General features: G+C 48.8%; 1 protein-coding gene. It reads left to right on the top strand.

Features of this window, described 5'->3' with window-relative positions; all coding sequences use genetic code 11:
* The gene (locus tag AC53GJ_RS07620; RefSeq protein ID WP_496732011.1) at positions 1-23,028 is read left to right on the top strand and encodes a non-ribosomal peptide synthase/polyketide synthase; all 23,028 of its coding nucleotides are present in this window, start codon (positions 1-3) and stop codon (positions 23,026-23,028) included.
* The last annotated feature ends 11 nt before the right edge of the window (positions 23,029-23,039 follow it).

The following is a 23,039-nucleotide window of genomic DNA, read 5'->3' on the forward strand; positions in this document are numbered from 1 at the left end:
ATGGATAAAAAAATAACAACAAACGGGCTTGAAATCGCCGTCGTAGGTATCTCATTACGCTTGCCTTCTTGCGAAAACTATGACGAATTTTGGCAGCATCTTTGTGCGGGTAGCGAGTTAATCAAATTTTACAGTGATGAAGAATTACGAGGGTATGGTGTTAGTGACGATGACTTATCTCACCCAAAATACGTCAAAGCTGGTGGGTATTTGGATAAGCCGTTTAACTTTGATGCTACGTTTTTTGGCTACAGCGACAGAGAAGCGGAGTATATGGACCCGCAGCTGAGAATACTTCATGAATGTAGTTGGCAAGCATTACAAGATGCCGGCTTCAACCCCCTTCGTGATAAAGACCAAGTTGGCGTTTACTTTGGTGCATCCTTCAACCCAGAGTGGATGAAAGGAGCATTTGAGCATTGTGGCGATGATATGGTGCATGCGTTTGATTTAAGAACGTTTTTTCAAAAGGAGTTTTTTAGTAGCCGGATTGCCTATAACTTCAACCTAAAAGGACCTGCGTTGCATGTTGATACTGCATGTTCAACTTCGTTGATGTCCATACATCTTGCGGTGCAGGGGTTGCTAAGTGGTGACTGCAATTTGGCAATGGCGGGGGGCGCCTGTGTTCGTCCTCGTGTCAGTGGTTACATTCATCATACTGGCATGATTCATTCGTCAGATGGCCATTGTCGTCCATTTGATCAGTCGGCTGACGGCACTGTCTCGGGGAATGGTGTCGGTGTGGTTGTATTAAAAAGGCTGGATGATGCGATTGCGGATGGCGATCATATCTATGGGGTTATTAAAGGTTCTGCTGTTAACAATGACGGCAGTGAAAAAATTGGTTATACGGCACCCTCTATCCGTGGTCAGGAACAGGTGTTATTCGCGGCACTAGAGGCTGCTGAACTTGAGGCGTCGGAAATCGATTTTATCGAATGTCATGGCACTGCAACAACTTTAGGAGATCCGATCGAAGCACAGGCAATCCTCAATGTATATGGGCAAGATAGTCGTTGTCTGATTGGTTCTGTGAAGTCAAATCTTGGTCATCTAGATATCGCTGCGGGTGTGATGGGCTTTATCAAGGCAATCCTGTCGTTGAAAAACGCTCAGTTACCAAAGTCGCTACATTTTAATAAGATAAACCAGCGTATCCCCTTAGATGGCAGCCGGATCACTGTCAATTCTGAGCTTACTGAACTGCATCATTCAGACAGGCCGCTGCGCGGCGCCGTAAGTTCTTTTGGTATCGGTGGTACCAACGTACACCTCATTGTTGAAGAATACCTGCCTCAGAGAAATTCGCAACCAGATACGCGGCGTTGGGAACTGTTACCATTCTCCGCCAAGACTTGTACCTCCAAAGACAGCTATCGTCGGCGTTTGGAGTCGTTTGTACAAAACAATGTTTCTTTGGCTGATCTGGCATACAGTGCCCAAGTGAAAGATGCCGGTTACATCCACAGATCCGTGTTGCTCAAAGCCAATGAGTCCGCAGGCGACATGCCTACGCTGGCTGATGAGTACATCAATGGTGCATCAGAGTTTCGCGCAGCACAACGTGTCATGTTATTTTCTGGACAAGGAAGCCAATACCATGGCATGGCGGCAGATCTTTACCGAGTAGATGTTGGGTTCAGACAGGAAATGGACGGCTGCTTTGCGGTGTTACCGAATGAGCTGGCAGTAAAACTCAAATCAATCGTCATCAATACAACGTCAGATGCACAGTTGTGGGTCACACAAACAGAATACGCTCAACCGCTGTTATTTATTGTCGAATATTGTGTTGCCAAACGGCTGATTGCATTGGGTGTGCAGCCGGAGGTGATGGTAGGGCATAGCATAGGGGAATACGTCGCTGCCTGTATCGCGGGTGTGTTTTCCATGCCAGATGCGCTGAACCTGGTGGCAGCACGTGGCCAATTAATGTCGGCAATGCCTGTCGGGCAAATGTTGAGTGTAACCGCTTCCAAGACGGAGCTTGATTCGCTGTTGGGTGATGAGCTTGAAACCGCGGCGATTAACAGCCAGAAACAACGTGTACTGTCAGGCCCTGCTGAATTAATTGAAGCTGCCGAGAAAAAATTGAAAGCCGTAGGTATAGAATGCAAAGTCTTGCATACGGCACATGCATATCACTCAAGCATGATGACAGGGTGTCTTGCTGCGTTTAAGCAGGTCGTCGGTACTGTTTCTCTGACGCCACCCAATCTGGCATTTTACTCGAATGTCACCGGCAGGCTTATCACAGCTAGTGAAGCGACTGATCCGGATTATTGGGTGCGGCATTTGCGCGAGACAGTTCAGTTTGACTCTGCGATAACAGATATATTAAAGCGGCGCCCTGCAGTATTTATCGAAGCAGGCCCGGGACGCGTGTTGTCCACGTTTGTACGTGGCAATCAGGCTTTTACTTCAGCGTCATTGCTGGTAAATGTGTTCAGGCATCCGCAGGAGCAGATCCAAGATGATTTATTGTTTTGCCGAGCACTGGCGAAGCTTTACTGTGCTGGTATTGATTTGAATTGGACTGAATACAACAGCTCGCGTAGTTGTCTGAAAGTACCAGTCCCTGGTTACTGTTTTGAGTCGAACAATTTTTCTCAACTGATGGATCATTATCAGGACTCTGTGTTGACAACCAAAGCTTTGGTTGCCAAACAATCCGCCATTGTAGTCAATAAAAGGCCTGAGTTGAGCAGTGTTTTAGTTGAAGCCAGCAGCGAACAGGAGGTAAAACTGTTAGAGCTGTGGAAAAGCCTGTTCGGCTTAACCAACTTAGGAGTCATGGATGATTTCTTCGAGTTAGGTGGCAGTTCTTTGACCGCTGTGCGTCTGGTTGCTATGGTCAAAGATGCATTCGAGACTGAAATTTCGATTAAAGATGTCTTTGAAAATCCAAATATTAAAATACTGGCTAAACACATTGTTGATGAAGGACAACTACGTGTGTTACCAAGGATAACAGCGAGAGATGAGTCTGGTCCGGTTGCGTTGTCCTTTGCACAACAGCGGCTGTGGTTTATTAATGAGTTACACGGTAATAGCCCTGAATACAACCTACCTTATGGGCTTCACCTGCAAGGTACTTTTGATCCTGACGCAGCAGAACGGGCCATCAACAATATTATTGCGCGCCATGAAATTTTGCGTACTTATTATGAAAAAGCGACAGAAGGTGTTAAGCAAGTCGTTAAATCCGATTTCGAATTTAGGTTGGCGCGAGTTGACCTCTCCCGGCTGCCCGAGGAACAAAGACAGGCGAAGCTCAAGAGCTTAGTCGATGCAAATGCGCTGGAAATCTTTGACTTGAATCGTGATCTGATGGTTCGAGCAAGTTATGTGCTGTTGGAAAAAACAGCGGAGCAACAGCAAGGCGCCTTGTTATTTAATTGTCATCACATCGCCTCAGATGGCTGGTCAATGAATGTGTTTGTTGCTGAATTTACCCAAGAATATTTGGCGCTTGTGTATGGTGGACAGACATCTATTGCGCCTTTGAGCATTCAGTACGCTGATTATGCAATTTGGCAGCGTACTTGGTGGAAAACAGCGTTGTTCGAGCCGCAACTACAATATTGGCAAGCTCAGTTGGCAGGGCTACCTCCTGTACATGGATTAAGTCTGGACTATCCACGTCCGGCAAATAAACAACATAAGGGAGCGTTGATTGCAGGACAGCTTTCAAATGAAGTTGCGCAGGGACTGCTGAAGCTCGCTGCTGACTTCCAGCTAACACCTTTTATGATGTTACATGCGGCATTGGCGTGGACGTTGTCGCGGCATAGTAGCAGCACCGATATTCTGCTTGCAACGCCGGTGGCTAACCGTCGTCAAACGGAGCTGGAGCCGTTGATTGGATTTTTTGTCAACACTCTGTTATTGAGGGTCAATACAGGTTTTGCAGCCTTATCTGATTATCTGGCGCATATCCGTCAAGTCAACCTGAGCGCACTGGATAATCAAGATGTTCCTTTCGAGCAACTGGTAGAGCGCTTAAACGTTGAGCGTACAGCTGCGTATACTCCTATGTTTCAGATTATGTTTGCCACAAATTTGGATATGAATATCCAAGGCGCAAATCTGGCGCATATACCTGGTCTTGAAATGCACCCGCTAACGTCAGACGTTGTTGCCTGTCCTTTTGACTTGGATGTCGGTATCAATATGACAGAACGGGGGGTTGAGTTGCTATGGACCTATGATACCGCTCTTTTTAGCCCAGCTCGTATTGCGATATTTAACCAGCATTTATGCGGCGTGTTAACCGCGTTATCGAAGCTGGCCGGTCATGCGGATGTGGGGCAGATGCGATTACTAGAACTGCCTTTATTACCAGATCCTGCAATTGATTTCTGTATCAACAATGCAAAAGCAACAGAGCTGACTGTGCCGTTCGCTCACACTCGTTTTGAACAGCATGCTGCACAGACCCCTGAGGCATTGGCACTCGTCTTTCAAAACGAGTCGATGAGTTACGGTGAGCTGAACAGACGTGCCAATGCGCTTGCGCATAGGCTTATCGAGCAATATCAGGTCACACCAGATACCTTGGTTGGATTGTGTTTGGAACCTTCTGTTGAGCGTGTGGTGGCGATACTGGCCACGCTAAAGGCTGGTGCTGCTTATGTGCCGATCGAACCTGATTATCCACTCGCCCGAAAAGCACACATAATAGCGGAAGCTGAGATCTGCTTACTATTGTGCCATGAAGCTCATCCTGAGCTGGTTAGCGCAGCAGAGCTAATCCGAATTAACTTAACTGAAGAGATCTTTGCGGGTGCCACAAACAACCCCGATCCGCTTAAACTGGGTCTGACTTCGCACAATCTGGTTTATGTCATTTTTACATCTGGTTCTACAGGAAAGCCTAAAGGCGTGATGGTGGAGCACAGCGCGCTGATTAATTTGATTGAGACACAACAAACTGATTTTGCCGTAACTGCGGATGAAGTATTTATATGGTTGGCCAACTATGTATTTGATGCCGCAGTTGAACAGCTATTTTTATGTTTGTCCTCTGGTGCAACACTGGTTATTCCTACCAAAGATGAAATCGCGCAACCTGAGTTGTTAACGTCTCTTATCCAGAAGCAGCAGGTTACACATCTGGACAGCACGCCCTCCTACTTGCAGGCGATAGGCGCAATAACAGGGGCTGACAAAATAAAACGGGTCGTGGTCGGCGGTGAGCCTCTGACGCAGGCGGTGGTAGACCTTTGGGGTGACGAGCTGTTTAACGTGTATGGCCCAACAGAAACTACGGTGACTTGTTTTAAAGCCAAGATTGATATCAAGAGTACACGTGTGCATACCATCGGGCGTCCGCTTGCGAATGTTGAAGCCTATGTGGTTTGTGAAAACGGTCTTCCTGTGCCAGTGATGGCGGTCGGCGAACTGTTAATAGGCGGGGCAGGTTTGGCGCGGGGTTATCTGAACCAACCTGAGTTGACCGCGCAGAAATTTATTTGTAACCCTTTTAATGCTGAACTTGACGGGACTCGGAGTCAGCGCCTTTATAGAACCGGTGATTTAGTTCGGGTGTTAGCAAGTGGTGAAGTTGAGTTTGTTGGCCGCGCGGATGAACAAGTTAAGGTTCGTGGCATTCGTATTGAGCTCGGTGAGGTTGAGCAGCAGCTTCTGGAGTGCCCCGGTATCGACTCTGTTACTGTTGTCGCCAGAGAAGTCTCTTTAGGTAACAAACAGTTAGTTGCCTATTTAAAACAAGATAAAACACAAGCTGAGGTGAGCGACCCGCAGACGCTGATCCAGCAAACCAAGCAACGGTTAGGTCAACGACTGCCCAGTTATATGGTGCCGGTGGCATATGGCATCGTTGAAGATTGGCCCTTAACCATCAATGGAAAAATAGACATTGCTAAATTGCCTGACATAGCACTACAGCAGTTCGAAAAGAATATGTATAAAGCACCTTCAACCTCTGTCGAAGCGCGTTTATGCGATGTTTGGGCTGAAGTGCTGAATCTGCAACAAGTAGGGGTGACTGACAACTTTTTCGCTTTGGGTGGCGATTCTATACTGTCGATCCAGGTGGCATCCAGAGCCAAGCTGGTGGATTGTCACTTCACGGTCCGTCAGCTGTTTGACCACCAGACGATTGAACAGCTGGCTCCGCATGTTGGGCAAATTACAAAAATACTTTGTGAACAGGGGGCTATTGAGGGCTCCATGCCGCTAATGCCGATACAAGCGGACTTTTTTTGCCTCCAGTTGGTTGAGGCTCATCATTACAATCAAGCGGTTTTATTAACCTCGCCAGTCGCTTTGACTCTCGATGTACTCAATAACGTGGTTGCAGCACTGTATCTGCGCCATGATGCGCTTAGAATGCGCTTTCAATGCGAAGATGGCCACTGGTCTGCTTATCATCAACCGCTGACGACTGCAATGCTGGTCGAGAGTGTTGTGTCCTATGATCTGTCTGGTTTAACGAGAACAGAAAGAATAGTGTCTGTTGAACAGATTTGTGCCAAACAGCAAACGCTATTGTCCTATGAAGATGGCCCAGTGTTTAAAGCGGTCCATTTTAACTTTGGCGCCCAAGAGCCTGGTCGCCTGTTTTTTGTGTGTCACCACTTGGTGATCGACGGCGTATCTTGGCGGATCCTGCTCAGCGATCTGGAACAAGCCTATGCTCAGCAGTCGGCTGGCACTTCGGTGGTTTTAGCTGAAAAAACCAGCGCTTATAAAGCCTGGGCTATGGCGCTGTCTGAATATTCAAAAACTGAACAATTGGCAAAAGAACGGGAGTTCTGGTTATCACTATTGAGCAAACCAGTGGGGGTTTTGCCGCAAAAAGCCGTTTCATCCGACCTGACTATAACAATGGCCTATTGCCATATTGAGTTGGATCAAGCGCAAACACGACAATTGCTAATCGAATCGAACCCGGTATATCGGACTCAGATCAATGAATTGTTGTTAGCTGCTTTATTAAGAGCATTTGTATGTTGGACGGGGCAATTCAACCTGAGAGTTAACATGGAAGGACACGGGCGGGTGCCTTTGTTCGAGCATCTAGATTGTGACCAAACGCTGGGGTGGTTTACCTCCCTTTATCCGATTGTTTTGTCAGCATCCGAAAATTTAGCTATCGGAGAGTTGATCAAGCAAGTTAAAGAGCAATACAGAGCATTACCCAGTAATGGTATCGGTTTTAGTGTTCTGAAGTATATGTCAAAAGATACTGAACTCGCTCAGCTTGATGAATTGAGTGAAAGCAATGCAATTGAATTTAATTACTTGGGACAGTTAGACAATACCTTAGGTCATGCATCCGCATTTAAACTAGCCGACGAAAACCCCGGCGCCAGCGCGAGTTGTAAACAGCTACCAGCCAGCGCAGTTAGCATTAACGGCAGTGTAACCGATGGCAGATTAGGCTTCACAATTAGTATAAATACGGGCTGTGTGCCACAAGAATCAGGTGAACAATTTGCCTCTCTGTACCGGGACAGTCTGACTGCGGTCATTGAGCACTGTCAATCAGCTTTGAAACAACAAATCGCAGGCCTTACTTGCAGCGATTTTCCGCTGGCGACCCTATCGCAGAACGAGTTGGACACAATACAGCAACAGCACAAAAATATATCGCGCCTTTATACTACAACAGCAATGCAAAAAGGGATGTTGTTCCACGGACTGTTGGATGGTTCGGGCGAGCTTTATACGACCTTGACGTATTTTGATCTGGAAGGTGAGCTGAACCTGGAGGCGTTTCAATATGCTTGGCAAGCTGTAGTTGAACGCCATGATATTTTACGCACTTGTTTTGTCGGACTAGATTCGTCTTCGCCACATCAGTTGGTTAAGGCGTCGGCGACCATTCCTTTTAAAGTACTAGACCTAAAGAATCATCAGAAACAAGACATTAAAACGGCATTGTCAAATCTGTACTACGAAGAGAAATCACAGGGTTTTGATTTTTCACAAGCACCATTGATGCGTATAACGTTAGTGCGTCTTGAAAATGCGCGTTATCATTTTGTGTGGGCACATCACCATATTATTCTTGATGGCTGGTGTTTGCCTGTGCTGTTCAATGAAGTGGTGCAGTGCTATCACGCAAAGTTAACCAATAGCCAGCCGCAGTTGGCGCCAGCGGTACCCTATGAAACCTATATTGATTGGCTGGCTTCCAGAGATCGTGATGCGGCTGTAGCATTTTGGCAGTCCAATTTGGCAGGTTTTTCGTTACCGACCCGGCTCAATAGCCGAGCAGTGACGCCGTTGACTTTTGGTTACAGCGAAGTTAAGTATGAAGCGAATGAGCAGCTATCTGACGCGCTGTCTGAATTAGCCAGGTTAAATAAGTGCACGATCAACGTGGTGTTGCAACTGGCATGGGCACTGTTGTTACAAAGATACAGCGGAAATGACGATGTGATATTCGGCGCCACAGTGTCTGGCCGTCCTGAATCTCTGCCCGGTGTGGAGCAAATCATCGGTTTATTTATTAATACCTTGCCTGTTCGCGTCAAATTTAACGAACATAATTCGATAGGTGAAGTTCTTGCATATATTCACAGTGAAAACATCACTCGTGAACAGTTCAGTTTTCTGGGGTTACCAGAGTTACAAAGACTAACTGCACTGCCTGCTGGTGATGCTTTTTTCGATAGCCTATTTGTCTTCGAAAACTATCCAACAGATTTAGTGAATGCTTCGCTCTCAGATGTTCAGAGCGATGTTGGAAGTGTGAAGGTGTATGCTTCAGGTGCAGTGGAGCACACAAGTTTTCCTCTGACAGTCACTGCATCATTCCGCAGTCAATTAAACCTGACTTTGACGTTCCAAAACGCAGTGTTTTCAACTGCTGAAGCAAATCAATTATTAAGTCATTTGGACGTTATTTTGCATAGTCTGGTGACCCAGCAAGGAGCCGGCGCTATCCACAAGGTGCGTATGTTGACACCGCAAGAGACCACGCACCTGCTACTAGAGTTGAATAATACACAATTGAGTTATCGAAAAGATTTGCCTATTCATGGTTTATTTGAAGCGCAAGTTCAGCAATCGCCGCATAACGTGGCGATTGAACACGACGGCTATAGTCTAACCTATAAAGACTTGAATGAAGCGGCGAATCAGTTGGCTCACTATCTGATTGCGCAGGGGGTGTCGGCTGGGACAATGGTGGGGATCTGCACAGAACGTACACCGCAAATGATTGTCGCTATGTTAGCTATATTAAAAGCAGGCGCAGCCTACGTCCCGATCGACCCTGGTTACCCAGCGGACCGTATCGGGTTTATGTTAGACGATACGCAGTTATTACATGTATTGGTAGGTGAGCAAACCAACTTATGTGTCCTTATGCATGAGTCAGTGAAAGTGCACCGACTTCATGCCGGGCTGACTGAAAATTACGCCAGTGATAACCCAAGGATCCGAGTCAGTGGTCAGGCGCTGAGTTACGTGATTTATACCTCCGGGTCTACCGGGCGGCCAAAAGGCGTTATGGTGGAACATCGTAATACAGTAGCAATGTTGCACTGGGCCAGACACGTTTATTCGGATAAAGAATTGGCCCGAGTGTTGGCCTCGACGTCGCTGAACTTCGACCTGTCGGTCTTTGAAATATTTGTACCGCTAAGTTTTGGTTTTACTTGTGTGTTGGTTAAAGATGCCTTGGCATTGCTTACTTCGCCGGTAGAAGTAAGTTTGGTTAACACAGTACCTTCAGCGATTAGTGTATTGCTTCAGCATTCACGCGTGCCGTCAGGCACCGTGGTCAACTTGGCTGGGGAGGCATTGAGTGCAAATGTAGTCAATGCTTTATTTGCAGCTGGTTGTCAAAAAGTATGCAACTTGTACGGCCCTTCTGAAGATACCACTTACTCAACGTGTGCAGTTTTTACGCAGCCTATTCACCAGGTACCTACCATTGGTAGCGTGATCGCCAACAGTCAGGCCTACGTGCTGGACGCACGTCAGCAGTTGCTGCCATTTGGCGCCGTGGGCGAACTTTATCTGGGCGGAGACGGTGTCGCGCGGGGTTATCTGAACCGGGAAGGGTTAACCGCAGCCCGCTTTATTGCCAATCCTTTTGGTGCAGGACGCCTTTACCGGACCGGCGATTTGGTGCGCTATCGCCATGATGGAGAGCTGGAGTTTTTGGGTCGTGAAGATGACCAGGTGAAGATCCGGGGCTTCCGTATCGAACTGGGTGAGATTGAATACCAGTTGGAGCAATGCGCGCAAGTGCAGTCAGCGGTGGTCATAGCGCAGGTGCACGAGGGTGGCAAACGCTTAGTGGGTTATGTGCAAGGCAAAGAAGGTGTTGCACTGGATGTTGGCACGTTGCGCAGTGAACTGGCGCAACGGTTGCCTGAGCATATGCTGCCAAGTGTGTGTGTGGAAGTGAAGACGTGGCCGCTGACGGTCAATGGCAAGGTGGACAAAAAAGCATTACCTTCGGTGAGTGAAGGTGTGATGACCAGTAGCTACGTTGCGCCAGCGCATGAGTTGGAAGGACAGTTACAGGCGCTTTGGGCAGTGTTACTGCAATTGCCGGTAGAGCAGGTCAGTGTGACCGGGAATTTCTTTGAACTGGGCGGTGATTCAATTTTATCGATCCAGTTGGTCTCACGTGCCGCCAAAGAGGGGCTGCACTTTAGCGTGAAAGACCTGTTTGATGCGCCAAGTATTCGTCAGTTGGCGGCGGTGGTGAAGAGTGGCGTCCAAGTGGTGGCGCCGCAGGGACGGGTTGATGGCGGTATAGTGTTGTTGCCCATCCAGCAGGCGTTACTGGCCGATGAGACGGACTGGCATCATGTCAATCAGGCGGTGCTGTTGGAAACCCCGGTGGATTTTGATGCGGGTTGTTTAGCAGAGATGGTGAAGGTCTTGTACCGGCGTCATGATGCACTGCGCCTGGCGTTTAACAAAGTTGAGGGTCAGTGGCGTGGTGAGCATGTGGAGCTGACAGCAGCGCAACTGGAGAGTGCGGTGAGTGTGCGGACGCGGGTGGGTGATAGCTGGGCGTTTTTACATGATGCAGCCAGTGAAGTTCAGGGCAGTTTAAATCCGTCGGCGGGTGAATTAGTGCGAGTGGTGCATTGGTCGGCGACAGGTGAGCGAGGACGATTGTTGCTGGTGGTGCATCACTTGGCGATAGACGGCGTGTCGTGGCGTATTTTGCTGGAAGATTTGGAGTTGCTCTATCGGCAGCAGCAACAAGGAGCAGTCCTGACACTAGGCGCGAAGACGTCATCGTATCAGCAGTGGGGTGAATACCTGCAAACCTATGCAAATAGCGAGGCCGTCCAAGCGCAACGCGACTATTGGCATCGTCAGTTACGCAGCGGGATGTCGTTGGCAGATGCCCAATTGAGATTGGGGTACCCAGCGATGGATAGCGATGTGGGGACAGGGGCAGGTGTTGCTTACTTTGCACTGGACAAAGAACAGACATCCCGGTTGTTAAATGACAGTCAGCGCAGTTATCGGACCCATATCAATGAAACCTTGTTATCCGCAGTCTTGTTGGGTGTTTACGGCTGGGGCCAGATTGAGGAAATACGGCTGGATTTGGAAGGACATGGACGTGAAAACCTGCCAATGAGTTTTGACCTCAGTCAGACATTGGGCTGGTTCACCACCTTATATCCGCTAGTGTTGTCGATGCCATCTGGCACAGAGACTGGTGAGGTGCTCAACCAGGTGAAGAGCCAGTATCGTGCGACACCACAAAGTGGTATTGGATATGGCTTGTTGCGTTATCTGTCAGACAACAGACTGGCGCCGGAACAAAGCACAGCCGCTGAGTTGTTATTTAATTACCTGGGGCAGTTTGACCAGACAATGGATGGTGGTGAGCTGTGTGTAGCGCAGGAGTCAACAGGACGCTCGGTCAGTGACCGACGTGTTGCGGCACATGGGCTGACTCTGAATGGGATGGTGATAGCAGGCCAGCTGCAGTTTGAACTGACGTATGACAAGGCACGTTATCAGGCTGGGGCGATGCGTGATTTGATGGTTGCGATACATGAGTCCCTGGTGTCTGTTCTGACACACTGTCTGGCGGTGAAGCAAGGGGCTTGGGTGGTCGCTGACTTCCCATTAAGTACCGCGACCGATGACGATATTCGTCAGTGGCAAAAGCGTTATGCGTTAGTGGATTTATATCCAGCGACGGGGACGCAGCAAGGGGTGTTATTCCACAGTTTGTTAGCGCAAGGTAGTTATGTTTCTCAGACCTTGGTGGAGTTTGCGCATCTGGACCAGGCGCGTTTTGCCAAAGCCTGGGCACAGGTGATAGCACGTCATGATATTTTCAGAACGGCGTTTGTGGGTCTGGAGCAAGGTCGTGCGCAGCAATTGGTGGTGCCTGCAGTGGAGGCCACATGGCGGACCTGTGACTGGTCAGCAGAGACGGATGTAGTACAAGATGCGAAGTTGGCTCGTCTGCTGATTGAGGATAAAGCAGAAGGATTTGATGCCACAGAAGCGCCGTTATTGCGTTTTACCGTTTGTAATTTAGGGGAACGAGGCGTGCGTTGGTTGTGGTCACATCACCATGCGCTGATGGATGGCTGGTGTTTACCGCTGGTTTTTGCGGAAGTGACGGAATGTTACCGCGCACTGGGTGCCGGTATCCCGGCGGAGCTGCCGGCAGTGGTGCCTTATCGGGGGTATGCGGGCTGGCTGAGTCAACAGAACAAAACACAGAGCCAGCAGTATTGGCAAGCGCAGTTGTCGGGGGTGAGCGCGAAGACGCCGCTGCCACTGATAGGAACAGAGCGGCCAGTGGCGCCGACGGATAGGGCGCAGAGCTATCAGTTGCGGTTAAATACCGAAGAAACAGCGGCGCTAGTCCAGCTTGCCCGGCGCAGCCAGACCACAGTGAGCGTGATTCTGCAGGGAGCTTGGAGTCTGTTACTGTCCCGTTATAGTGGTGAGTCCCAAGTGGTGTTTGGTGCGACGACATCGGGGCGTCCAGCTGAGCTGCCGGGTGTAGAGCAAATGATAGGGTTGTTTATCAATACGGTGCCAGTGGTGGTGGACTTCACAGAGCAATTGGATGTGAAGAGCTGGTTGCAGCGACTGCATCAGGCGCAAATAGAGCGAGAGCGCCACAGTTATTTACCGCTGGTGGAAATCCAGCGTCAGTCACGGCTGACGCAGGGGTTATTTGATAGCATTGTGGTGTTTGAGAACTACCCGGTGAATGAAGCCATAGGTGCCCATTTAGCTAATGCCGATCTTGCGGTATCTCGTGTACAAGGTTGGGAAGGTTCAAATTATGCGTTGACTTTGGTGGCACACCTAACGGACCACTTATCGCTAAGTATCGAATATACTGAAATGTTTGAAACTGCATCAATTGAAAAGTTGGCAAACTATTTACATGTGCTTTTAAATAATTTCTCTGAAAATGAAGCGAGTTCAATTGAACATTTAACTGAGATTGATGCTTCAGAAGTGAACTTCTTAGTAGAGGAACTGAACAAAACCAGTCAGGCTTATCGTCAGGATCAGCCATTACATCTGTTGTTTGAGCAGCAAGTTATGTTGCAACCTAGCGCCATCGCAGTAGAAAGTGGCGCGGACCGGCTGACCTATGCTGAGCTGAACGCAATGGCGAACCAATACGCCCATTACTTACAAGCTCAAGGGGTAGTTGCCGGCAGCCTGGTTGGTGTGAGTTGTGCTCGCTCCGCGGAACTGATTGTTGGCATGCTGGCTGTACTGAAAGCAGGTGCTGCCTATGTCCCTATCGACGCAAGCTACCCTGAAGAACGTATTCGCTTTATGTGTGAGGATACCGGGCTCACCCATGTGCTGGTTGAAGAAGACAGCCCACTGACGCACATCCTCAGTGCAGGTGTGCACTTACATCCGCTGTTGCTTGAATGGGACACTTGTCAGTCTTACTCCATTGATAACCCACGGTCAGATATCAAACAAAGTGATGCGCTGGCTTATGTGATGTACACCTCAGGCTCAACCGGGCAACCAAAAGGCGTCATGGTTAGCCATAAAAACATCATGCGCTCGGTTTATTGTGATACTAAGATCGACATCCAGCCACAAACTTGCGTCGCCTTCTGTGCCAACCCGTCATTTGATGCCGCAACTTGGGAGATCTGGGCGACGTTGTTGTCAGGCGCCCGGTTATTGGTGATCCAACCGGATGAGTTGCTTGAGGCCAGTCGACTGGAAGCACGTTTGTTATTTAGCAAAGCGAATATTTTGCACCTCACATCAGGGCTGTTCCGCCAATATGCCTATGCATTGCAAGCAAGCTTTAAACAGCTGGATTACCTGATAGTGGGTGGAGATAAGGTTGACTTTGCGGCGGCGTGTGAGGTGGTGCGCACCTGTAAGCCGAAGCATTTCTTCCATGCGTATGGACCGACAGAAACCGTGGCGTTCACCACCTTGTATGAAGTAACGCCAGCAAGTGTTGCATCTGATGGACTTCCTATCGGTAAACCGATGGCCAACAGTCAGGCCTACGTGCTGGACGCACGTCAGCAGTTGCTGCCATTTGGCGCCGTGGGCGAACTTTATCTGGGCGGAGACGGTGTCGCGCGGGGTTATCTGAACCGGGAAGGGTTAACCGAAGCACGCTTTATTGCCAATCCTTTTGGTGCAGGACGCCTTTACCGGACCGGCGATTTGGTGCGCTATCGCCATGATGGAGAGCTGGAGTTTTTGGGTCGTGAAGATGACCAGGTGAAGATCCGGGGCTTCCGTATCGAACTGGGTGAGATTGAATACCAGTTGGAGCAATGCGCGCAAGTGCAGTCAGCGGTGGTCATAGCGCAGGTGCACGAGGGTGGCAAACGCTTAGTGGGTTATGTGCAAGGCAAAGAAGGTGTGGCACTGGATGTTGGCACGTTGCGCAGTGAACTGGCGCAACGGTTGCCTGAGCATATGCTGCCAAGTGTGTGTGTGGAAGTGAAGACGTGGCCGCTGACGGTCAATGGCAAGGTGGACAAAAAAGCATTACCTTCGGTGAGTGAAGGTGTGATGACCAGTAGCTACGTTGCGCCAGCGCATGAGTTGGAAGGACAGTTACAGGCGCTTTGGGCAGTGTTACTGCAATTGCCGGTAGAGCAGGTCAGTGTGACCGGGAATTTCTTTGAACTGGGCGGTGATTCAATTTTATCGATCCAGTTGGTCTCACGTGCCGCCAAAGAGGGGCTGCACTTTAGCGTGAAAGACCTGTTTGATGCGCCAAGTATTCGTCAGTTGGCGGCGGTGGTGAAGAGTGGCGTCCAAGTGGTGGCGCCGCAGGGACGGGTTGATGGCGGTATAGTGTTGTTGCCCATCCAGCAGGCGTTACTGGCCGATGAGACGGACTGGCATCATGTCAATCAGGCGGTGCTGTTGGAAACCCCGGTGGATTTTGATGCGGGTTGTTTAGCAGAGATGGTGAAGGTCTTGTACCGGCGTCATGATGCACTGCGCCTGGCGTTTAACAAAGTTGAGGGTCAGTGGCGTGGCGAGCATGTGGAGCTGACAGCAGCGCAACTGGAGAGTGCGGTGAGTGTGCGGACGCGGGTGGGTGATAGCTGGGCGTTTTTACATGATGCAGCCAGTGAAGTTCAGGGCAGTTTAAATCCGTCGGCGGGTGAATTAGTGCGAGTGGTGCATTGGTCGGCGACAGGTGAGCGAGGACGATTGTTGCTGGTGGTGCATCACTTGGCGATAGACGGCGTGTCGTGGCGTATTTTGCTGGAAGATTTGGAGTTGCTCTATCGGCAGCAGCAACAAGGAGCAGTCCTGACACTAGGCGCGAAGACGTCATCGTATCAGCAGTGGGGTGAATACCTGCAAGCCTATGCAAATAGCGAAGCCGTCCAAGCGCAACGCGACTATTGGCATCGTCAGTTACGCAGCGGGATGTCGTTGGCAGATGCCCAATTGAGATTGGGGTACCCAGCGATGGATAGCGATGTGGGGACAGGGGCAGGTGTTGCTTACTTTGCACTGGACAAAGAACAGACATCCCGGTTGTTAAATGACAGTCAGCGCAGTTATCGGACCCATATCAATGAAACCTTGTTATCCGCAGTCTTGTTGGGTGTTTACGGCTGGAGCCAGATTGAGGAAATACGGCTGGATTTGGAAGGACACGGACGTGAAAACCTGCCAATGAGTTTTGACCTCAGTCAGACATTGGGCTGGTTCACCACCTTATATCCGCTAGTGTTGTCGATGCCATCTGGCACAGAGACTGGTGAGGTGCTCAACCAGGTGAAGAGCCAGTATCGTGCGACACCACAAAGTGGTATTGGATATGGCTTGTTGCGTTATCTGTCAGACAACAGACTGGCGCCGGAACAAAGCACAGCCGCTGAGTTGTTATTTAATTACCTGGGGCAGTTTGACCAGACAATGGATGGTGGTGAGCTGTGTGTAGCGCAGGAGTCAACAGGACGCTCGGTCAGTGACCGACGTGTTGCGGCACATGGGCTGACTCTGAATGGGATGGTGATAGCAGGCCAGCTGCAGTTTGAACTGACGTATGACAAGGCACGTTATCAGGCTGGGGCGATGCGTGATTTGATGGTTGCGATACATGAGTCCCTGGTGTCTGTTCTGACACACTGTCTGGCGGTGAAGCAAGGGGCTTGGGTGGTCGCTGACTTCCCATTAAGTACCGCGACCGATGACGATATTCGTCAGTGGCAAAAGCGTTATGCGTTAGTGGATTTATATCCAGCGACGGGGACGCAGCAAGGGGTGTTATTCCACAGTTTGTTAGCGCAAGGTAGTTATGTTTCTCAGACCTTGGTGGAGTTTGCGCATCTGGACCAGGCGCGTTTTGCCAAAGCCTGGGCACAGGTGATAGCACGTCATGATATTTTCAGAACGGCGTTTGTGGGTCTGGAGCAAGGTCGTGCGCAGCAATTGGTGGTGCCTGCAGTGGAGGCCACATGGCGGACCTGTGACTGGTCAGCAGAGACGGATGTAGTACAAGATGCGAAGTTGGCTCGTCTGCTGATTGAGGATAAAGCAGAAGGATTTGATGCCACAGAAGCGCCGTTATTGCGTTTTACCGTTTGTAATTTAGGGGAACGAGGCGTGCGTTGGTTGTGGTCACATCACCATGCGCTGATGGATGGCTGGTGTTTACCGCTGGTTTTTGCGGAAGTGACGGAATGTTACCGCGCACTGGGTGCCGGTATCCCGGCGGAGCTGCCGGCAGTGGTGCCTTATCGGGGGTATGCGGGCTGGCTGAGTCAACAGAACAAAACACAGAGCCAGCAGTATTGGCAAGCGCAGTTGTCGGGGGTGAGCGCGAAGACGCCGCTGCCACTGATAGGAACAGAGCGGCCAGTGGCGCCGACGGATAGGGCGCAGAGCTATCAGTTGCGGTTAAATACCGAAGAAACAGCGGCGCTAGTCCAGCTTGCCCGGCGCAGCCAGACCACAGTGAGCGTGATTCTGCAGGGAGCTTGGAGTCTGTTACTGTCCCGTTATAGTGGTGAGTCCCAAGTGGTGTTTGGTGCGACGACATCGGGGCGTCCAGCTGAGCTGCCGGGTGTAGAGCAAATGATAGGGTTGTTTATCAATACGGTGCCAGTGGTGGTGGACTTCACAGAGCAATTGGATGTGAAGAGCTGGTTGCAGCGACTGCATCAGGCGCAAATAGAGCGAGAGCGCCACAGTTATTTACCGCTGGTGGAAATCCAGCGTCAGTCACGGCTGACGCAGGGGTTATTTGATAGCATTGTGGTGTTTGAGAACTACCCGGTGAATGAAGCCATAGGTGCCCATTTAGCTGATGCCGATTTAGAGATCGGTGCTATCCAGTTTATTGAAGACTCAAACTTTAGCGTTAACTTAGTCGCGCATTTAGCCAATACCCTTAGTATTGAGTTTTTAGTCAAAGATCCACGATTGAGTGGCAACTTGATGGCACAGTTGCTGGTTCACCTCAAACAACTGTTGATCAGATTTCCAGCACAAGAGGATGTACAAGTTTCGGCCTTATGCATGCTGGATGCAAATGAAGTTCACCATTTGATGGTCGAACTTAACGCCACGACATGTGACATCGCACTTGGAGTTGAATTTAAGTCTTGCTTTGAATCAGTGGTCGCTTATAACGGTGCAAACTGTGCTGTGAGATGCAACGGCGTCTCACTTGATTATCACGAACTCAACAAGCTGGTGAACCAGTTTGCGAGATACCTGACCGACTTGGGCGTCGAGCAAGGTGATCTGGTTGGTATTTATCTGCCACGTTCCGTAGATATGTTGGTCAGTGTGCTTGCCATGCTCAAACTAGGTGTAGTGTTTATTGCGCTGGACCCAAATCAGCCAAGAGGTCGAATTGAAGCAATTATTGATGATTCCAAACTGGAGTTAGTGATACTGAGCACAAATCAGGTCGAGCAATTTCCAGTCGAAGGCTTGGATGTGATTCTGCTTGATGATTTAGTGGTTAACCGCGCTTTTATGCATGAATTTGCTACGGAGGATCTCGACACCAACGTTGCCGGGGCTGAGTTGGCATACATTCTTTATACATCTGGCTCAACAGGAACACCTAAAGGCGTGCAAATTCGTCATTCCGGACTGATGAACTATTTAGATCATGCGGTTACTGCATACATTGACGATGAGATAAAGCAAGCAATCGTCAGCACCGCACTGTGTTTTGACGCGACCTTAACCAGTTTGCTGACGCCGCTGTTGTGTGGCCGCAGTGTTGTTTTGCTCGAGGATGGGGAGGCTATGTTTACCCAGCTTGCTGATGAATTAGTCGCATCGGAATGTGCTTCTTTATTCAAGCTCACTCCGGCTCATCTCGCTGCGCTACCCGCTTATATTAACGGCAGAGCTAGTCAGCAGCCACACCGGTTAGTGATTGGCGGTGAGCAGTTGACTACAGAAACTGTGTATAAGTGGAAGTCAGAAACTTTACCAGTTGCACGTTTTGTCAATGAATATGGTCCAACAGAAACTGTTGTTGGTTGTAGTGTTTATGAAGTTTCCGAGCTTGTACAGCTGGAGCGACTACGCAGTCATGTCATCCCGATAGGCACCGCGATACAAAATACTCAACTATATGTCTTAGATGATGCCATGTCTTTGGTTCCGGCCGGTGCTGTAGGTCAGCTTTATATTGGCGGCGCTGGTGTGTCTGCCGGTTACCTGAACCGTGTTGCTTTAACAACTGAGAAGTTTGTGCAGGCACCTGATGGATTCCCTTCAACTGTTCTTTATAAAACCGGAGACCTGGTGAAATGGCGTGTTGATGGCGAGCTTGAATTTGTTGGGCGTTGTGATGAGCAAGTAAAGGTAAATGGTTATCGGATTGAACTTGAAGAAATCATCACACTGATTAATCACGATCCGCAGGTTCGAGCTTGTGTGGTGACGGCGAGCAACGGGCCTTCAGCGCCGGCAATGCTACTAGCTTATCTGGAGATGACGAGTGACGATCTGCCAACAGAACATGTTATTTCGCGTATTCGGCAGCGATTAGCCAAGTCATTACCTCCTTACATGATGCCTGCTGAGTTTATTCCGATATCGTCTTGGCCATTAACTGTGAATGGCAAATTGGATAAAAAGGCGTTGCCTTTACCAGAAGGGGCAGATCAAAAAACAGGTTACCAAGCGCCAAAAACTGAGTTGGAGTCCACTTTGTGCGAGATTTGGCAACGTACATTAAATCTTGATGCTATTGGGGTGACGCAACACTTTTTCAGTATAGGCGGGGATTCGATCCGGGCTCTCAACGTAGTCGGAGAGTGCCGTCGTGTTGGTATAAAGTTTTCTGTTAAAGATCTACTTGATCATCCAAGTATCCGAGCGTTAGCTGAACACTTGGCAGATGCATCCGATGTCGACGAACCTTACCTTGAGTTTGCTGAATTTTCTTTGCTTTCTGATGAAGAAAAGCTGGTTCTTCCGCTGGAAGAACTTTGGGATGCATACCCGCAAACGAAGCTACAACAAGGGATGAACTTTCATAGCATGCAATCTGGAATTGCAGGCATGTATCACGATATATCCTCTGTCAGGGTACAAATATCATGGGATGAAGTGCACTTTAGAAATGCTGTTTCGCTGCTCGTCTCTGAGCAGGAAAGCTTAAGAGCCCGGTTTGATTTTGACGGTGACAGGCCTTTGGTCATAATTAACCAAGCGGCAGAGCTGCCAGTTTCTGTGGAGGATTTGCGTCATCTCAAACATATGGAAAAAGAGCTGGCACTTGCAACTTGGCAGGACAGAGATAAGGCCAACCCATTTACTATGGGCGCTATAATGTGGCGCATATCGGTACAGGTTATTGAGGATGACGAGTTTACCCTGCACTTAAGCTTTCATCATGCCTTGCTGGATGGCTGGAGCCGTGCGACATTAGAAACACGATTATTCTCGTATTACCAAGCCTTCCTCAACCAAGCTACTCCGAAGCAAAGTACGGAGGTTTTGCCATATCGCTATTTCGTGGCTCTTGAGCAGGATGCTTTACAAAACAAAGAGACTCGTGAATACTGGAAAAACATGCTGCAAGGTGCCGAATTGCCTTGGTGGATATCCAAGCGCGGCGCAGGTGATATTATTGCGTTGGATTTAGAAATCTCTGAACGAAATGTAAAAGGCCTGTTTTCATTAGCCAAGCAGTTGAAAGTTCAAGAGAAATCCGTATTTCTCGCCATACATATGGTTTTGTGCGGGCTTCTTGATGGCAAGAGCAAAGTGGTATCGTCTCATGTGTTTAATTGTCGGCCAGAGCGTACAGGCAGTGATCAAACTTTAGGGTTGTACTTAAATGCGCTGCCAGTGGTTATTGATTTTGCGCACATGTCTTGGATCGAATTGATCTTAGAGCTCGATTCCAGTATCAAACAGAGTAGCATGCATCGTCATTTTCCAACCACTGAGCTACAGCGGGTGACAGGTGTTGACCTTTCGGCTTCATTGTTTAATTACGTTGATTTTCATGTCTACGACAGTGTTTCAGAAGGATCAGCCTTGGTTTCACGCGATAGTTTTGAACGTAATAATTATTCTTTCCAAACCGCGTTTGAAAAAGTAGGAAAAGACGCTATCAGCATGTCATTGTTGTTTGACGGTGGCGTATTTGAAGAAAGTGTGTACAGGGAGCATAAATCAACGATTGAAAAGCTAATCGGTGTGATGTCAGATGCACCACACACGATTGTACCAACCAGCCTGGCCTCAAAGTGGGTATTTCCAAACCAACTGGAAGTGAAGGGAACTGATGTGCTGGTTCATCAAAAAATACAACGTGTTAGCCTTGAGTTTGGCGATAAAATTGCATTGCGTGATGTTCATCTCACGCTGAGTTACCAGCAGTTAAATGAGCGGGTAAACAGTTTGGCATGGATGCTGAGTGAACAAGGTGTCGGATTAGGTAGTACTGTAGCTATCGGTTGTTCTAGAAGTGTCCATATGGTCATTGCAGTGTTAGCCGTGATGTCATGTGGTGGTTGTTATGTGCCATTAGACCCTAGCCACCCGATGGACCGGATAGCACATATTTTATCTGAAAGCAGTGCAGCATATGTGCTGTCGGAATCGCGTTTTAAAGATAACTTTGCCACCTCGACAGCACAAATGTTTATTACGTTAGATGAGCTTGACTGGGAATTGTTACGGCAGGATTTCGCGATAGATAAAGCTGTGCCGGCAGTTGCGCCAGCCTATGCCATCTTTACTTCTGGCTCAACTGGTAAACCCAAAGGGGTGGAGGTTTCGCACCAGGCGCTAAGCACTCACTTATGTGCAATGGTTGAGCGGCTGGGTTCAGTAAATAACCAGTGCACCTGGTTGGCGGTGACGACTTTGTCATTTGATATCGCAGCTTTGGAGATCCTCTTGCCGTTGATGAATGGTGGTGAAGTCATTATTGCAAGCCAAGAAGCGATTCAAAACCCAGTGCAACTTATTGATTTGATCCATCACTACAAGATAAGCCATCTGCAGGCGACTCCTGCAGGTTGGCGTGCTTTGATTGATGCAGGATGGCAAGGAGAAAATACCTTAGTTGCATTAAGCGGCGGAGAAGCATTGCCAGTAAATTTGGCGAACGCGTTGTTGAGCCGTACCGGGCAGCTTTGGAATTGTTACGGGCCGACTGAAGCAACAATATGGTCGATGGTTGATCAAGTTAGTCGGGCTGATATACGAGGTTATAGCCTGCGGCTGAAAGGAACGTTGCTGGGTTATGCTCACAGCGTTAGAAATACGGCTGGGGAAGTATTGCCTTTGGGAGTGCCGGGCGAACTGGTCATAGCCGGCTTAGGCCTAGCCAACGGCTATATCAATGATCAGACTCGTACACAACAACAGTTCATAACTTTGGAGGAGCGAGTGCGCTGGTACAAAACTGGCGATTTAGTCAGACAGGTGGCTGTTGATGAATATGAGTTTTTAGGTCGCTTGGACCATCAGGTAAAGGTTAATGGCTACCGAATTGAGCTCGGTGAAATCGAGTTCCACGCGCGTTCAGAAGAACTAGTCAAAGATGCTGTTGCCTATACCTACCTGGATAAACAGCAGTCACCCCAGCTAGTGCTTTATGTCGTTTGCCAAAATGATCAACAAAGTGCAACGTGCTTATCACGTGTGAGATCTCGTATCGAGCGGGCGCTTCCTTACTATATGCAACCTAAGTTGATGTTGTTAGATCGTCTGCCGTTAAACACGAATGGCAAAGTAGATGTCAATAAACTACCGGTTTATGAGTACAGCAGCCAAAGCTATGTTGCTCCAACTAATGCGATTGAGACAGAAATGCAACAGATCTGGGCTGAGGTTCTAAAACTTGAGCCAGAACAGCTAAGTGTTAAAGACAACTTTTTTGACCTTGGCGGACACTCTTTGACCGTTGTCCAACTTATAGCGCGCATTCGTAAGCACTTTAACTTTGAAATCGACTTTCAAATATTTGTTCAGTCGGCATCAATTACTGATTTAGCAAGGTTAATTACTGATCACCGAACGTTGTTAAAACTAACTGAGAATGCGAAGAAGGCAACAACCCTCTCTTTATAAATACAATAACG

It is taken from the genome of Rheinheimera sp. B2H12 (assembly GCF_059620065.1).

Bases quoted from the DNA above. Each gene is read 5' to 3' on its own strand.
- AC53GJ_RS07620 (WP_496732011.1), top strand. From the start codon at position 1: ATGGATAAAAAAATAACAACAAACGGGCTTGAAATCGCCGTCGTAGGT.